At 69.3% G+C, this 15,270-nt stretch carries 14 protein-coding genes; 3 read left to right on the top strand and 11 right to left on the bottom strand.

Annotated elements, in window-relative coordinates:
• Nucleotides 1–5 precede the first annotated feature (5 nt).
• The 11 genes from HWX31_RS07615 to HWX31_RS07565 all read right to left on the bottom strand — a co-directional run bounded on the left by HWX31_RS07615 (nucleotide 6) and on the right by HWX31_RS07565 (nucleotide 9,788).
• Complete coding sequence (locus HWX31_RS07615; RefSeq protein WP_174964225.1) at nucleotides 6–374, bottom strand: DUF3613 domain-containing protein; 369 nt, start codon at nucleotides 372–374, stop codon at nucleotides 6–8.
• A gap of 22 nt (nucleotides 375–396) precedes the next feature.
• Nucleotides 397–1,272 (bottom strand): tetratricopeptide repeat protein, encoded by an 876-nt coding sequence (locus HWX31_RS07610; protein ID WP_174964226.1) that lies wholly within the window; start codon nucleotides 1,270–1,272, stop codon nucleotides 397–399.
• 23 nt (nucleotides 1,273–1,295) lie between these two features.
• Complete coding sequence (locus tag HWX31_RS07605; protein ID WP_175933890.1) at nucleotides 1,296–2,306, bottom strand: type II secretion system F family protein; 1,011 nt, start codon at nucleotides 2,304–2,306, stop codon at nucleotides 1,296–1,298.
• 4 nt (nucleotides 2,307–2,310) lie between these two features.
• Complete coding sequence (locus tag HWX31_RS07600) at nucleotides 2,311–3,324, bottom strand: type II secretion system F family protein (protein WP_174965643.1); 1,014 nt, start codon at nucleotides 3,322–3,324, stop codon at nucleotides 2,311–2,313.
• On the bottom strand, nucleotides 3,317–4,672 hold the full coding sequence (locus HWX31_RS07595) for a TadA family conjugal transfer-associated ATPase (RefSeq protein ID WP_060114220.1): 1,356 nt from the start codon (nucleotides 4,670–4,672) through the stop codon (nucleotides 3,317–3,319). Before HWX31_RS07595 ends, HWX31_RS07600 begins: the two co-directional genes overlap by 8 nt.
• Nucleotides 4,673–4,675: 3 nt before the next feature.
• A complete protein-coding gene (locus HWX31_RS07590; protein WP_174965642.1) occupies nucleotides 4,676–5,974 on the bottom strand; it encodes a fimbrial protein in 1,299 nt (432 codons plus the stop codon).
• Between the two features lie 45 nt (nucleotides 5,975–6,019).
• Complete coding sequence (locus HWX31_RS07585; protein WP_174965641.1) at nucleotides 6,020–7,522, bottom strand: type II and III secretion system protein family protein; 1,503 nt, start codon at nucleotides 7,520–7,522, stop codon at nucleotides 6,020–6,022.
• Nucleotides 7,523–7,569: 47 nt separating this feature from the next.
• Complete coding sequence (gene cpaB, locus HWX31_RS07580; protein ID WP_174965640.1) at nucleotides 7,570–8,472, bottom strand: Flp pilus assembly protein CpaB; 903 nt, start codon at nucleotides 8,470–8,472, stop codon at nucleotides 7,570–7,572.
• A 95-nt stretch (nucleotides 8,473–8,567) separates the two neighbouring features.
• Complete coding sequence (locus tag HWX31_RS07575; RefSeq protein ID WP_059617202.1) at nucleotides 8,568–9,038, bottom strand: TadE family protein; 471 nt, start codon at nucleotides 9,036–9,038, stop codon at nucleotides 8,568–8,570.
• Nucleotides 9,035–9,535: an A24 family peptidase gene (locus tag HWX31_RS07570; RefSeq protein ID WP_174965639.1), complete on the bottom strand. Its 501-nt coding sequence runs from the start codon at nucleotides 9,533–9,535 to the stop codon at nucleotides 9,035–9,037. Before HWX31_RS07570 ends, HWX31_RS07575 begins: the two co-directional genes overlap by 4 nt.
• Nucleotides 9,536–9,611: 76 nt before the next feature.
• Nucleotides 9,612–9,788 carry a Flp family type IVb pilin gene (locus HWX31_RS07565; RefSeq protein ID WP_174965638.1) on the bottom strand — a complete coding sequence of 59 codons (177 nt, stop codon included), beginning with the start codon at nucleotides 9,786–9,788 and terminating at the stop codon, nucleotides 9,612–9,614.
• Nucleotides 9,789–10,451: 663 nt separating this feature from the next.
• Here HWX31_RS07565 and HWX31_RS07560 point away from each other — a divergent pair.
• From HWX31_RS07560 to HWX31_RS07550, 3 genes are all read left to right on the top strand, one after another.
• Nucleotides 10,452–11,951 carry a collagen-like triple helix repeat-containing protein gene (locus tag HWX31_RS07560; protein WP_174965637.1) on the top strand — a complete coding sequence of 500 codons (1,500 nt, stop codon included), beginning with the start codon at nucleotides 10,452–10,454 and terminating at the stop codon, nucleotides 11,949–11,951.
• Between the two features lie 43 nt (nucleotides 11,952–11,994).
• Complete coding sequence (locus HWX31_RS07555) at nucleotides 11,995–13,332, top strand: collagen-like triple helix repeat-containing protein (RefSeq protein ID WP_174965636.1); 1,338 nt, start codon at nucleotides 11,995–11,997, stop codon at nucleotides 13,330–13,332.
• Between the two features lie 138 nt (nucleotides 13,333–13,470).
• Nucleotides 13,471–15,159, top strand: coding sequence for a ShlB/FhaC/HecB family hemolysin secretion/activation protein (locus HWX31_RS07550; protein ID WP_174965635.1), 1,689 nt, complete (start codon nucleotides 13,471–13,473; stop codon nucleotides 15,157–15,159).
• The last annotated feature ends 111 nt before the right edge of the window (nucleotides 15,160–15,270 follow it).

The raw sequence follows: 15,270 nt of genomic DNA, 5'->3' as shown, positions 1-15,270 counted from the left end.
CTGCCTCAATACGCTTGCGCCGAGCCCTGTCCGCCGGACGATGCGCCGCCGCCCGAGCCCAGCGGCGAGCCCATCGAATCCGGAATCTTGTTCTTGAACGAGTCGAGATAGCGCTGGTACGCGAGCGACGCCGCGTCGCCGAGCATCGGCAGGTCCGGACCGGCCGCCCGGTTGTCCCGCTGCAGCGCGAGCCACGTTTCGGTCGAGCGGCCGATCTCGGCCGCATTGACGGTTGAATTCACGGTCGAATTCACGGCCGCGTTCCCGGCCTGCTGCTGGCCCTGCGCGCTTGCCGCCGCGCCAAGCAGCGCGACCAGCGCAGCGGCGCGACACGCGCGCATCCACCGGTCGAGGTTCTTGTCGTTGTCGCTCATGTCGGTTCCCCCGAACGTCTTGTCATTGCGCGAACCGCTGCAGCAGCGGCGCGGTTGAATCGAATCCCTGGATGCTCGCGACCGGCGCGCCGCCCTTCGCGGCGCCGCTGCCGGGCACGTCGACGACACTGCCCGAGCCGACGGCCGGTGCGGCCGGCGTGGCCACGGGCCGCCGCCACGCGCGCGCGGCCGCGGCGATCCGCGCCGCGTCGTTGCGGATGTCGTTGCGGATTTCCGCAGGCAGCTTCTGCTGGCCCATCAGCTTCTGCGCGTCGCGCGCGTGGCCGGACACCAGCAGGTACAGCATCACGTTGCTGATGATCTTCGGATTGTTCTGGTCGAGCTCGGCGGCTTTCATCAGCGGCACGCGCGCGCCCTGCACGTCGCCGCAGCGCAGCTTCGCGTACGCGAGATCGGACAGCATCGACGCGTCGGTCGGCGTGAGCACCGACGCTTGCGACAACGCCTGCGCGGCGCGCTCGAAGTCCCCCGCGGCGCCGGCGATCAGCCCGAGCCCGCGATACCCGCGCGCGGCGAGCGGCGTGTTCAGCAATTGCGTATAGACGGCCGCGCTCGCAGCCGGCTGGTCGGTCATGCGCAGCGCGTCGGCGCGCAGCAACGTCGACTCCGGCGACGCGCCGTACTGCTTCTCGTACGCGTCGATATGCGCGAGCGACGCGTAATAGAGCCCCTGCGCCTGCATCCGCTCGATCAGCCCGAGATACATGGCGGGCGTATCGGGCGCGGCCTGCTTGCGGCCGGCCGCATCCATCAGCGCGGCGCGCTCCGCCTGCACGCCGACGCCATACCCGCTTTCCTTGAACGACGAACAGGCGGCGAGCAGCCCCGCCAGCACCGTCACGCCCGCCAGTTTCACGATTCCATCGATCCGCTTCATCTTCGTTCCTCGCATTCGCCGCGTCAGTGCTGCGCCAGCGACAGCGCGTGCATCACCGAGATCATCCCGGGGCCTGCCGTCACGATCAGCAGCGCCGGCAGCAGCGTGACGATCATGACGCCCGTCATCTTCACCGTCAGGCGGCCGATGCGCTCGCGCAGCATCGCGCGGCGCGCCTCGCGCAGCCGGTCGCCGAACTGCTTGAGCGGCTCCTGCACCGCGCCGCCATGCTTGTCGACCTGGATCATCAGGCGCACGATCGCGCGCAGGTCCTCGTTGTCGAAGCCCGACGCCAGCCGCTGCAGCGATTGCTCGCGCGTGCGTCCGGCCGCGAACTGCCGCTGCGCGATGCCCATCTCCGACGACAGCACCGGCATCATTCCCCTGAAATCATTCGTCACGACCTGCAGGCTCTGGTCGAGCGACAGGCCGACGCCCTGCAGCAGGCGCAGCATGTCGACCAGCAGCGGCAGCTCGTCGACGACCGCCTGCCGGCGCGCAGCCGCGCGCCGCCGGATGAGGATCTTCGGCAGCATGAAGCCCGTGACGAACGCCAGCACGAGGCCGAGCACCCAGCGGCCGCCGTGCAGGCGCGGCCCGACGAAGGCGAGGAACAGCACCGGCGCGACGAGCGCGCCGGCCATCCGCGCGCTCAGGAACAGCCCGCGCGTGCGCGCGTCGGCATAACCGCACTGTTCGAGCAGCCGGCGGTCCTCGTCCGCGACGATGTGCCGGCCGAACCCCGTATCGAGCCAGCGGGCGCCGGCCGTCGACATCCGCTCGAGCAGTTGCGCGATGCGCGCGCGCCGCCCGGCGGCGGCCGGCGTCTCGCGCTTCGGCGGCGGCGCGGCGCCGTCCGGCGCGGGGCGCGCACCCGCTGCCGTGAGCGTGGCCGCGCGGCGGTCCAGCGCATCGGCCAGCGCGCGGCGGCTGCGCGACTCCGCGCCCGCGCGCCGCAGCGCCAGCCAGGCCAGCAGCAGCACGCCGAGCGCGCCGAGCGCGAGCGCAATCGATCCGAGTTGATTGGGCGTCATCGCATCACCTGAGCCGGGACATCCGGTACAGCCAGGCGCCGCCCGCGATCTGCATGATGAAGGCCAGATACAGGTACGAGCGCCCGCTGTCGTCGTTCCACATCGCACTGAGATACGACGGATTCGTCGCGATCACGAAGCCGCCGATCGCGATCGGCAGCATCACCAGCACCCAGGCCGACAGCCGCGTCTCCGACGACATCGCCACCAGTTCGCGCTCCGCCTGCTCGAGATCGCGCATGAACACCGCCATGCGTTCGAGCATCACGTCGGCGCGGCCGCCGTAGCGCACCGACAGCCGCAGCACCGACCCGACCAGTTCGAACTCCCGCGTGTGATAGACCTTCGCGATATGCACCATCGCGCGATCGATCTCGACGCCCGTGCGCAGCATCCGCGACACGACGTCGAGGCAGCCGCGCAACGGCGCCTCGGTCGTCAGCAGCGCGGCCTGGAACGCGGCCGGCACGCTGTTGCCGAGCGTCACGAGACGCACGATCCCGTCGAGGAACGACGGCAGCTGCCGCACGATCTGCAGGCGGCGGCGATGAATCCGCGACACGAGCCAGAACGCGAGCAGCGCGAGGCCGGCCGCGAGCGCCGCGACACTGCCGAGCAGCCCGCCGGTCCGCCCTGCGACGAGCGCGACGGCGGCCAGCGCCGCCAGCGCGAGCAGCCCCTTGCCGCGCGCATCCTCGATCCCGGCGCGGCTCGCGAGATGGTCGAGGTATTCGGCGAGCCGGTCGCGCCAGTGCACCCAGCGCGACGCGGGCGCCGATCCCGAGGCCGGGGCGGCCGCGCGCGCGCCGGTTCCGCCGGACGCCTGCGCCGCCCGTGCGCCCGGCGCGGACGCCCCCTGCGTCATGCCCCGCGCGCGCGCGGCCGGCTCGATCCGGCTGTCGATGAAGCGCTGCGCATCCGCGCGAGCGCGCCTGAGCTCGCCGTGCCGCCACAGCAGCAGCGCGGCGGCGATGCAGACGAGCGCGAGCGCCAGCGCGGCGACCATCAGGCTAGACATTGAAGCCTCCGCCGCGGCCGAAGCCGTCGCCGCCGAAGCCACCTCCCCCGAACCCGCCGCCCGACAGCGTCTGGCGGAAGCGCGCGAGCTTCGGCGAATGCGGGTGGATGCCGAGCGATTCCCAGTGGTCGACTTCGTCGCCTTCGGGCGTCACGCGCGCTTCGTAGCGGTACAGCTCCTGCGTCGCGATGATGTTGTCCGACAGCCCCGTGACCTCGGTGATCGACAGGATCCGCCGCCGCCCGTTCGACAGCCGGCCGATCTGCACGATGAAGTCGATCGCGTTCGCGATCTGCCGGCGCAGGCTCGATTCGGTGCCCTGGAACCCGGCGAAGCCGGCCAGCATCTCGAGACGGTACAGGCACTCGCGCGGCGAACTCGCGTGCACGGTGCCCATCGAGCCGTCGTGCCCGGTGTTCATCGCCTGCAGCATCTCGAGCACTTCGCCGCCGCGCACTTCGCCGACGATGATGCGGTCCGGCCGCATCCGCAGCGTGTTGCGCAGCAGGTCGCGGATCGTCACGACGCCGGTGCCGTCGAAGCCGCCCGGCCGGCTCTCGAGCCGCACCACGTGCGGGTGGTTCAGCGACAGCTCGGCCGTGTCCTCGATCGTGACGACGCGCTCGGGCTCGGGAATGTGGAATGCGAGCGCGTTGAGCAGCGACGTCTTGCCGGAGCTCGTGCCGCCCGATACGAGGATGTTGCAGCGCGCCTCGACCGCCGCCTCGAGCAGCGCGCCGAGCTCCTCGTTGAAAGTGCTGTTGGCGAGCAGGTCGGCCGGCTTCAGCGGGTCCTTGCGGAACTTGCGGATCGACACCACCGGCCCGTCGATCGACAGCGGCTCGATCACGACGTTCACGCGCCCGCCGTCCGGCAGCCGCGCATCGACCATCGGATTCGATTCGTCGAGGCGGCGGCCGATCGGCGCGAGGATGCGCCGCACGATCCGCAGCAGGTGCGCGTTGTCGGTGAAGCGCACCGGCAGCTTCGCCAGCACGCCGTGGCGCGACACGTAGATGTCCTTGTAGCCGTTGATGAGGATGTCCTCGACGTGCGGATCGGCGAGCAGGTCCTCGATCGGCCCGAAGCCGGCGAGCTCCTTCGTCAGCGCCTCCGCGATCGTGCGCACCTCGTTCTCGTTGAGCGGGATGCGGCGCAGGCGCACGAAGCTGTCGATTTCCAGGTCGACGAACTGGTTGATCGCCTGCCGCGACCAGCGTCCGAACTCGGCGCCCAGCTCCTCGATCCGCGTGAGCAGATGCTCGTGCGCGGCATTCTTGATGTCGTGGAATTGCTGCGTCTGGGAGAACGGCGCGGCGCCGTCGGCGAATTGAATGTCGTGTGCCATCGCTTACGATCGCCTGGACGAAGGTTGAATGAAGCGCTTGAGCGCGGAAAGACCCGACGCGGCGCGCGGTGCGGCGGCGGCGCCCGCCAGCCGCTCGGCGAGCGGCTCGAGGGCGCGCACGTACGGGTCGCGCTCCGCCGTGTCGACGATGAGCCGGCCCTGGTTCGCCGCCTGGCCGATCGGCACGCGGCGCGCGGGCAGCGTCGCCAGCAACGCGACGCCGAGGCGGTCGGCGATCTGGGTCGGCGTCAGGCTGAGCGCCGGGTCGTACTGGTTGACGACGAGCCGCATCTTGCCGCTGTCGACGCCCGCATCGCGCAGCCCCTCGAGCAGGTCGACCGCCGACACGATCGACGCGACGTTTTGGTCGCAGACGAGCCACGCCTCGTCGGACGCCGCCGCGATCTGCGCGACGAATTCCCGGTTCGAGAACCCGCCGAGATCGACGAGCTGCTGGTCGAAGAACGCGCGCAGCCGGTTCAGCAGGCCGACGCACGACGCGTACGACACCTCGCGCAGGTCGGCGAGGTTCGGTGGCAGCGTCGTCAGCGCGACGCCGCTCGCATGGCGGGTCAGCGCGGTGTTGACGAACGTGCGGTCGATGCGGCGCAGGTTGCGCACGGCCTCGACGAAGTGAAACTCGCAGCGCGTGTTGAGGAACAGCGCGCTGTCGCCGGTGGGCAGCCCGAGGTCGACGAGCGCCGTCTGCCGGCCGAGCGACGTGGCGCCGCCGCTTGATGCACCGCTCGATACACCGATTGCCGCACCGTCGGCCGCGCCCGCCGACCCGCGCTTGTGCAGCCAGACCGACAGGTTCGCCGCCAGCGTGCTCACGCCCATTCCGGCGCGCGCGCCGAGCAGCGCGACCAGCTTGCCGTGACGGTTCGCCGGCTCGCCGCCGCCGGCGTGCTCGAGCAGCCCGCGCGTGATGCGCAGCGCGTCTTCCGCGGCGCCGGACACGTCGATGAAGTCGCGCACGCCCGCCCGCAACGCGGCGAGCGCGCTTTCCGGTTCGGCGAGCGTGCCGAGCGCGACGACCGGCAGCCCCGGATGCGCGACCCGCACCGCGGCGGCGGCCGCACTCGCCGCCGCCTGCGCGCCGGAGAAATCGATGAAGACGATCGCGGGATTGAGCCCCGCGATGCGCTGTGCAAGCGCGGCCGGATCGAGCGGCGCGGCTTCCACCGCGCCGGCCGGCACCAGGGTCTCGCCGAGCCAGCCGATATGCCGGTCGTGCTGCGACGCGCATACGAAGTAGTCGGTCACGGCGGGCTCAGCCAACGAATGGGTTCTCGCGTTCATGTGGGACATCCCCGGTCAGACAGCGCGCGACGACGCGCCCCGCGTTCATTTCGAAAACCCCGGCGCCGCGTCGGGCGATGCGATGCCGCCGAGGTACGACCGCCACACCGGGCCGTCGCGCTGCTCGGACAGCTCGCCCGGCGTGGCCGGCAGCGAGGCGCCCTTCGCGATCGGCGCGACGAGGTGCGGCGTCACGATGATCAGCAGCTCCTTGTCGTTCTGCTGATAGTTGAGCGTCTTGAAGAACGCCCCGATGATCGGCAGGTCGCCGAGCACCGGCACCTTGTTGACGTTCGACATCGTCTCGCGATCGATCAGGCCGCCGATCACGAAGCTCTCGCCGTCGCCGAGCTCGACCGTCGTGTCGGCGCGGCGCGTCGTGATCGCGGGCACCGCGACGCTGTTGATCGTCACGCCATGCACGAAATCGAGCTGACTCGATTCCGGCGCGACCTTCAGTGCGATGCGCCGCGCACTCAGCACCGTCGGCGTGAGCGTCAGGCCGACGCCGTACTGCTTCCACTGGATCGCCGTCGAGCCGAGCGCCTGCGGCACCGGCACCGGGATCTCGCCGCCCGCGAGGAAGCTCGCGCTCTGACCGGACAGCGCGACGAGCGTCGGCTGCGCGAGCACGCGTGCGAGGTTGTTTGCTTCGAGGATCGAGATGTCGCCGAAAATGCCGCGGCCGGTCGAGTTCACGACAAGGTTGAATGCAGATGCAAGCGGCGTTGCCAGTGTCGGAATGAACGACAGTGTGCCGGGCCCGGATGTGTAGTCTGCGGGAGGCGACGCGTTCGTCGACGTGCCGCCCGTCGAAGTGCTGCTCGTTGCCGAGCTATACGATTGCAGCCCGCCGGGCCCCAGCGCGCCAAATGCGAAGCCGTTGCTGTGCTTGAAAAAGTTCAGCCCTGCCTGTTTCAGCACCGAGCGGCTGAATTCGACGACGCGCACGTCGACCTGCACGGTATTCCGGCCGCCGACCGTCGATGCGTCGATCATCGTGCCGCCCTTGCCGGCCTTGCCGAGCGTTCCGCTCGCGCCGCCGCCGCGCTTGCCGGTCGCGCCCGCGTCCCCCGCGCCCCAGCTTGCGCCGCCCTTGTCGGCCCCCTTGTCGGCCATGTGCTGGCCGATCGCGGCGGCGCGCTCGTGCGCATCGAGCGATGCCGCCGAACCGGACAGCACCGCGACGTCGCCATACGCCTTCGCGTCGGGCGTCGAGCTGTCGAGCACCGCATGCGCGGCCGCGTCGACGACGTTGACGTTCCATACCGTCGGCTCGTCGCGGCCGCGCTCCCACAGCATCACGTTCGTCGAGCCGGGCGCCTTCGCGACCAGCAGCACGGCGCCGGCGCGGCTGCCCTTCATGATCAGTACGTCGGCCACCGACGGGTCGCCGACCGCCACCCGCTGCAGCGCGCGCCCGGCGGCGATCTGCCGTTGCGAGCCGACGGCGAGATCGATCGATGCGCCGGCGCCGGCCGCCGCGGCCAGCGTCGCGCCTGTCAGGGTCCAGATGGCAATCGCGAATGCAATCAGTGTGTTCTTCATTGTGTCGCTGCTTTCGATGACCGTGCGGGTTGTCGTTCAGAAGTTGTTCAATAGGCGACCGTCTCGGCCCGCCCGCCGCGTATCACTTCGATGCCGCCGCCCGGCCGCGCCATGACCGGCGCGCGCGGCGCGGCCGGCTCGCGTGGCGCGCTGCGCGCGCGCGACGCGGACAGCTCGTCGAGCGCGACGCCCGTGGCCGCCACGGCCGACGGCCCGAGCTCGCCCATCGTGCGCATCGCGACGGTCTGCGCGGCGATTTCGTCATCGTGCGGATTGCGCAGCGCGAGCGTCAGGCGACCGTTCGCGTCGGCCAGCGTCAGCGCGTCGACCTGCGCGGTCGGTACCGCGAGCACCGCGGTCCGCGCCATGCTCGTCGGCCCAGCCGCGCCGTCGCGATCGGGCGTCGCATCGCCGAATGCCAGCACGCGCACCTTCGACAGCAGCAGGCGCGCCTGCGTACGCGGAATCTCCGAGCCGGTCTGGCCGCCGGCGCCGCCCTCGCGCTTCAGGTTCAGGAACACGTCGACGAAGTTGCCGGGCCGCAGCCGGTTGCCGACCGCACTCGTTTCATCCACCCTGACCGCGACCGCCCGCTCGCCGGGCGCCACCTGGTCCGCGAGCCCCGACGTCAGCGCGGCCGCGAGCACCGGCGACGCATCGAGGATGTCGTTCGCCGGCACGCGGCCGACGAGCGCGTCCGGATCGCTGAATGCGCCCGCCGGCAACACCGGCGCCTGCACGATCTTCAGCCCGTCGGCGGTGATCGCCTGCCCGGCCGGCAGCAGGTGCGCGGCGACGACGAGCGCCACCGTCGTCGTCACCGCGGCCTGCGCCACGACCGGCGCCGGCGCTCGGGCCGGACCGCGCCCGAGCATCCATGCATAGATGCCCAGCAAGACTGCGATCGCAATCAGCAGGCCGGCGATGATTTTGGTCAGGTTGTTCGCCATGGTGAGTGTCGGGTGCCGTCAGTGATGTTGTCGTGTCGGTTGTGTCGAAGTGCGGATCAGGGTTCACGCATCGGGGTCGCGTCGCGCATGCTGCGTCACAGGATGGTCGCCGGATTGATCTGCACGGTCGCCGTGCTCGTCAGCGCGCTCGGCAACACGAGGCCGAGCAGCGGCAGCGACGGCACCAGCGGATATTGCGCATACGGGTAGGTCACCGTGACCGTCACGCAGTACATCGAAGCGTCGTAGCTGCACGCCGCCGACGACGGCGCCGGCACCACGACGTTCGGCAGCCAGCGGGTCAGGTTCTGCGCGGCCCTGCGGGCTGCACTCGCGCGGTCCTGCAGCGCCTGCGCCCCCTGGCCGTTCGCCTCGGGCACATAGTTCAGCGCCGCCCGCGCACCTTCGGTCGCGGCCAGCGTCAGGTTCTGCTGGATCGCGAAGATCAGCCCGTACGACACGAGCGCATAAAAGATCACGAAGAACAGCGGGAACACGAGCGCGAACTCGACCGCCGTCGCGCCCCGCTGGCGCCGCCGTGCACGCGGCTGTCGCTGCGTCGTCATTGCACGCCCCCTGACGCGACGAGATGCGCGAGCCACCCTGCCGCCGGCGCCACGAGGCACGCGGCATACGGCGTCGCGCGCCGGCCGCCCAACGTCATCGCGGGCGCGCTGCGCTGCCGCAGCGCGCCGATCGACGTGTTCGACATCGCCATCAGCGCAAGCGCATGCACGCCGGCCGCGATGCTCGCGACCGCCCATAGCCAGAACAGCGCATGCGCGCCGCACCATGCGCCGAGCACCGCGAATACCTTCACGTCCGCTGCGCCCATGACGCGAAAGGCGAAAAAGGGAAAAAGGCTGACTGCCCCGACCAGCATGCCGATTAATGCCTGCTTCGGGAAAATGCCGAATGGATTGGCATGCGCGAATGTGCTTGCGAATCCCGCAATCAATCCCGCGACGACCAGCGTATTCGGTACGCGTCGAAAGCGGATATCGCCGAGTGCGACAAGCATCGCCCAGGCGAAGAAAATACCGATGCTGAACAGGAGTGCCATGTCGAAACCGGACGCGCGTGCGACAACGAGCGAGTCGCGATCGCGACTCGCTCGCCACGACTGCCGAACGCAGCGATCAGCCCGCGGCGGTTGCCAGCTGGTTGTAGATGTTGGTGAACACCTGACCCAGTCGAGTGCCGATATCCGAGACGCTCGTCATGATGGCAACAGCAATCAGCCCCGCGATCAGACCATATTCGATCGCGGTCACCCCGTCTTCCTCCTTGAGGAAGCGAATCATCATTGCTTTCATTTTATTTCCTCGTGCCTGTATGTTTGTTTCTCTGGCCGCTTTTACGATGCTTGAGTCCTCGCATATCCGGCCTGGCTCCGCGCCGTTTGCCACACTTGCCGTGACAACGATCGGATGCCCATTCTTTATAGCGCGTCCTGCACGACGCGGATCATCATTTGATGGAAATTAACATTCGCGTCATAGATCTCCTCGAACGTGTGTACCGAATCGTACAAAACTTACAACTGCCACGAATCTTATCTCCGAACCCTTTTAATTTCCAACCTCTTTTAACAATCCTGATCGAAAAAAACGATGCGTAGCACACCCTATTTGTACGGCGTTCCGGTACGTTTTACACATAGGATTTACGATAGGTTAGATGTGCACATCTAATCCACCTATAAAACAGACGACCGTTCGCACTCTCCTGCCCCGCACGTTACGTCGCTCGCGTAACGCCAATGATGTGACGTTACGTTACGAACCCGTTGAAATCGCTCCCCGGTTCCGGCCGCTCAAACATTTTCAACAATCTTTCAATTCACGCAAGCCCTTTTCCCATAAGGAAATACCTCGTTTAAAACCCGTCGTCGAACCATCGATCGCCGAAATGGCACGACAGTTGCAGAGTAGTCCGCGCACCACTCAACACAACACTAGTTTTAATGCGAGGACGAAATGGACACTCAGGTTATCCCTCATGGCGCGCTCCGGACGACTCTGATCACGGCCACCGTGGCAGCCATGCTTTCCCTGTCCGCCTGCGGCGGCTCCGGTTCGATCAGCAAGGGCCTCGGCGGCTCGAACTCGGGCGGCGGCAGCGATTCGATTTCCACGTCCGGCGGCGGCACGTCGGGCTCGACGAGCGGCACGTCGGGCAGCACGAGCGGCGGCACCAGCGGTTCAACGAGTGGTAGCACCAGCGGCACGACGAGCGGGACGACCAGCGGCACGAGCGGCACGTCGGGCGTGTCGTCGAACCCGGTCGGCAACGTGCTCGCCAGCAGCAGCAACATCGTGACCGGCGTCGGTTCGACCGTGTCGGGTCTCGGCGCCGTGGTCGGCAGCCAGACGCTGCCGGGCGTCAACCCGCAGACGACGCAAGCGGCCGGCGGCATCGTGCAAAGCGTCGGCGGCGCGGTGACCGCGCTCGGCGATGGCCTCGGCAACGGGCTCGGCCAGCTCGGCGCGACGAGCAACCCGGTCGGCGTCACGGTGGCCAGCACCGGCGGCGTGGTCAATCAGCTCGGCAACGCGGTCACGCAGACCGGCAATCTCGTCACGAGCCTCGGCAGCGGCCCGCTGTCGCCGCTCGCGCCCGTGACCGGCGCCGTCGGCGGCCTCGTGCAGACGGTCGGCAACACCGTCGCGAACGGCGGCAACACGCTGACCAACGCCCTGTCGACCGGCCCGATCCAGCAAGTCACGCAGACCGTCAGCTCCGTGATCACGCCGATCACGACGATGGTCGGCAACACGACCCAGACGGTTGGCTCCGCAACCGGTCTCGGCGCGCCGGTCAACACGCTGCTCGGCACGCTCGGCAACGGACTGAACCAGGCCGGCGCAATGATCGCGTCGACGGGCGGCAACCCGGTCACGACCGGCCTCGGCACCACGGTCTCGTCAACGGGCAATACCGTGAAGGCGGTCGGCGGGCTGCTGACCGGCGGCAGCGGCGGCGTCACCAATCCGCTCGCGCCGATCACGGGCATCGTGTCGACCGTCACTGGAGCGCTTGGCGGCGCGACCGGCGGCTCCACCAGCCCGCTCGCGCCGATCACGGGCATCGTGTCGACCGTCACCGGCGGGCTCGGCGGCGCGACCGGCGGCTCCACCAGCCCGCTCGCACCGGTCACGGGCATCGTGTCGACCGTCACCGGGGCGCTTGGCGGCGCGACCGGCGGCTCCACCAGCCCGCTCGCACCGGTCACGGGTCTCATCTCCACGGTCACCGGCGCACTCGGCGGCGCGACGGGTGGCTCCAGCGGCGCCAGCCCGCTCGCGCCGGTCACCGGGGCGCTGAACACGGTCACCACCGCGGCCGGCAGCGCGACGTCGGGCGCACCGGCGCTGGCCGGCGGCACCGGCGCAGTGACGAGCTCGGGCACGTCGTCGAATCCGCTCGCCCCCGTCACGTCGCTGATCGGCGGCCTGCTCGGCGGCATTCACAAGTAAATCCGCTCGTTCCATTCATCGACAAGACTGCGAGGAGTCAACCATGTCCCAGCAACGTACTCTCACGTCGGCCGCGCTGCGCCAGTGGCGCGTTCCCCTCACCGCGTTCGCCGCGGCGTGCCTGCTCGCCGCCTGCGGCGGCAACGGCGTGAACGCGCCGCCGGCCAGTGCCGACGGCGGCACCACGAGCGGCACGAACAACCCCAGCACGAGCGGCACCAGCAGCGGATCGACGGGCACCAAGGGCGTCGTCAGCACGCTCGGCCAGACCACCTCGGATCTCGGCAGCACGATCGGCAACGTGAGCGTGCCGGGCCTCGGCAACGGCGTGACGCAAGGCCTCGGCAGCACCGTGTCGAGCACGGGCACGATCCTCGGCGCAGCGGCGGACGCCGTCAGCAACGGGCTCGGCCAGATCGGCTCCACGCAGAACCCGGTCGGCACGACGGTGGCCGGCCTCGGCAACGTCGTCGGCGCGACGAGCAACACCGTGTCCGGGCTGAGCGCGACGGTCAAGGCGCTCGGCACCGGCCCGCTGGCGCCGCTCGCGCCGGTCACGTCCCCGGTCGGCACGGTGCTCGACACGGTCGCCAACGGCCTCGGCGCCGCCGGCAACACGATCGGCTCGACGCTGTCGTCCGGCCCCGTGCAGCAGGTGACGCAACCGCTCAGCTCGGCGATCACGCCGCTCGTCATCACGGCCGGCCAGCTCACGCAGCAGGTCGGCACGACGACGGGCCTCGGCCAGCCGGTTTCCGGCCTGCTCGGCCAGGTCGGCGGCGCGATCAGCTCGGCCGGCCAGCAGGTCGCGGGCACGTCGAGCCAGCCGCTCGTCGGCGACGTCGGCCAGCTCGTCAGCTCGGTCGGCAACACCGTGACCAACGCCGGCGGCCTCGTCAATCCGAACGGCCCGAATGGCGCCGCGCCGATCCCCGGCCTGATCACGAGCCTCGTCGGCGGCTCGACGGCCACTGTTCAGAGCGGCTCGCCGAGCGGCACGGCATCGGGTTCGACCAACCCGCTCGGCGGCCTGTTGTCGGGTCTCGGCTCGACGCCCCTCGGCCCGCTCACGGGCGCAATCGGCGGCTCGACGTCGGGCGGCGCGAGCAATCCGCTCGCGCCGGTCACGGGTCTCGTGTCGACCGTCACCGGCGCACTCGGCGGCGCGACGGGCGGCACGGGCAGTACAAACCCGCTCGCGCCCGTTACGGGCTTGCTGAATACTGTCACGGGCACGGCGAGCACCGGAGGATCGTCGAGCCCGCTTGCACCGCTCACGTCGCTGGCCGGAGGCGCGACGGGGTCCACGTCGGGCGGATCGACCGGTCTGCTCGCGCCGGTCACGGGGTTGCTGGGCACGCTGGGCGGCGTCGGCAAGTAAGGACACCTGCGCATTCGCGGCCGGATCGAACGCGCAGCCGTCCCGATCGCAACCGGCAAGGCGGCACACCACGCGCGGCGCCATCGGCGCCGCGTGCGGATATTAGAAGACGACAAGCAAGGCCAACGAGGAACAACAATGAAATCCAGACGCGATAAATGGATGCTGCTGCTCGCCATCACGGCGGCGGTAGGCGCGGCACAGGCGCAGACGCGCATCGCCGGCAACCCGGTCGACTCGCTTCCCCAGATCAATGCGCCGAAGAAGGGGCCGAACGTGACCGTGCAGGTCGCGCCCCAGGCGCCGCAATTGCAGGAACTGCTCTCGCGTCACCTGACGCCGGCCACGTTCCAGGTCGAAGGCGTCAAATCGGTGCCGTTCGAGGAAATCTCGCGCCGTTTCACGCCGCTCGTCGGCAAGGACATCACGATCGGCGAGCTGATCGAGACCGCCAACGGCGTGACGAAGCTTTACCAGGATCGCGGCTACGCGCTGTCGTTCGCGTTCATCCCCGCGCAAACCTTCGAAAACGGCGTCGTGCGCGTGACCGTCGTCGAGGGCTATGTTGCGGACGTGAAGGTCACCGGCAAGCCCGGCGCGATGGAATCGAAGATCCGCGCGATCGCCGCGCACATCACCGCCGATCGTCCGCTGCGCCGCGCGACGTTCGAGCGCTACGTGAACACGTTCGGCCTGCTGCCCGGCCTGTCGGTGAAGGCCAACGTGCCCCCGCCGCAGAGCACCGACGGCGCGACGACGCTCGAGCTGAACGTCGACCGCAAGCCGTTCAACATCGGCACCGGGATCGACTTCAACCACCCCGGCGTGCAAGGCCTCATCACCGCGACCGAAAACGGCCTCACATCGTTCGGCGAGCAGTTGAGCATCTCCGCGCTCGCGCCGCCGGGACGGGACAAGCAGACCTACTTCGCGTTCAGCGGCGCGGTGCCGGTCGGCAGCAGCGGGCTCATCACGCGCCTCGACGCCAGCACGTACCGCGGCAAGCCGGCCGACAACCCGGGCCTGCCGTCGTACGTCCAGCGCACGGTGAAAAACGAAAAGCTGGGTCTTTCGGCATCCTATCCGTTACTGCTGAACAACCAGCGCAGCCTGCTCGGCACCGTGTCCGGCTACGCGTCGCACAACGAGGATCGCTACCAGAACCAGATCAACGGGGCGACGCTCGACAACCGGACGCAGGTTCGCGTGCTGCAGATGCAGCTCGACTACACGAGCGTGAGTCCGACGCAGGTGCGAAAGCTGAGCGTGAACGTCGCGAAGGGTTTCGACATTCTCGGCGCGTCGAAATCGCAGGACATCAGCGTCGGCAACGCCACGACGTCGGTGCCGAGCCCGATTTCGCTGACCTTCGTGCGCACCGGCGCGACGTTCACGCAGACCAACGAATGGCCGTTCCGGATCGGCACGTCGGTCTCGCTGACGGGCCAGTACAGCCCGAATTCGCTGCCGACGTCCGAGCAGATCTCGTTCGGCGCGCAGCGCTACGCGCTCGGCTATCAGCCGGGCGAGACGTCGGGCGATTCGGGATGGGGCATGTCGCTCGAGGTCAATCGCGCGTTCTCGCCCGGCTGGACTTACCTGAAGTCGATCACGCCTTACATCGCGTACGACATGGCGCGGATCTACCTGCATGCCGGCACGCCGTCGCCGAGCCGGCTGTCGTCGGTCGGCATCGGCGTGCGGCTGACCGACAGCCGCTACTACAGCCTCGACCTGTCCGTTGCGAAACCGGTCGGCGACGCGCCGCTCGAAAGCGCGTCGCGCAGCCCGCGCGTGAACGCGTCGTTCTCGTACCAGCTCAATTGATTGCGCCCCGCTCGGCCCGCCGCGCGGGGCGTTTCGATTAGAGTCCCCTCTATCAAACGCGGCGCCTGGTTTCACGTATTCTGCCGGAAGCTCGCAACATGCCACCGTCCC

It is taken from the genome of Burkholderia ubonensis (genome assembly GCF_902833085.1).
Lineage (GTDB): Bacteria > Pseudomonadota > Gammaproteobacteria > Burkholderiales > Burkholderiaceae > Burkholderia > Burkholderia ubonensis.
Note: the sequence above shows the minus strand (reverse complement) of the source record. Positions and strands in the feature narration are given on the sequence as shown.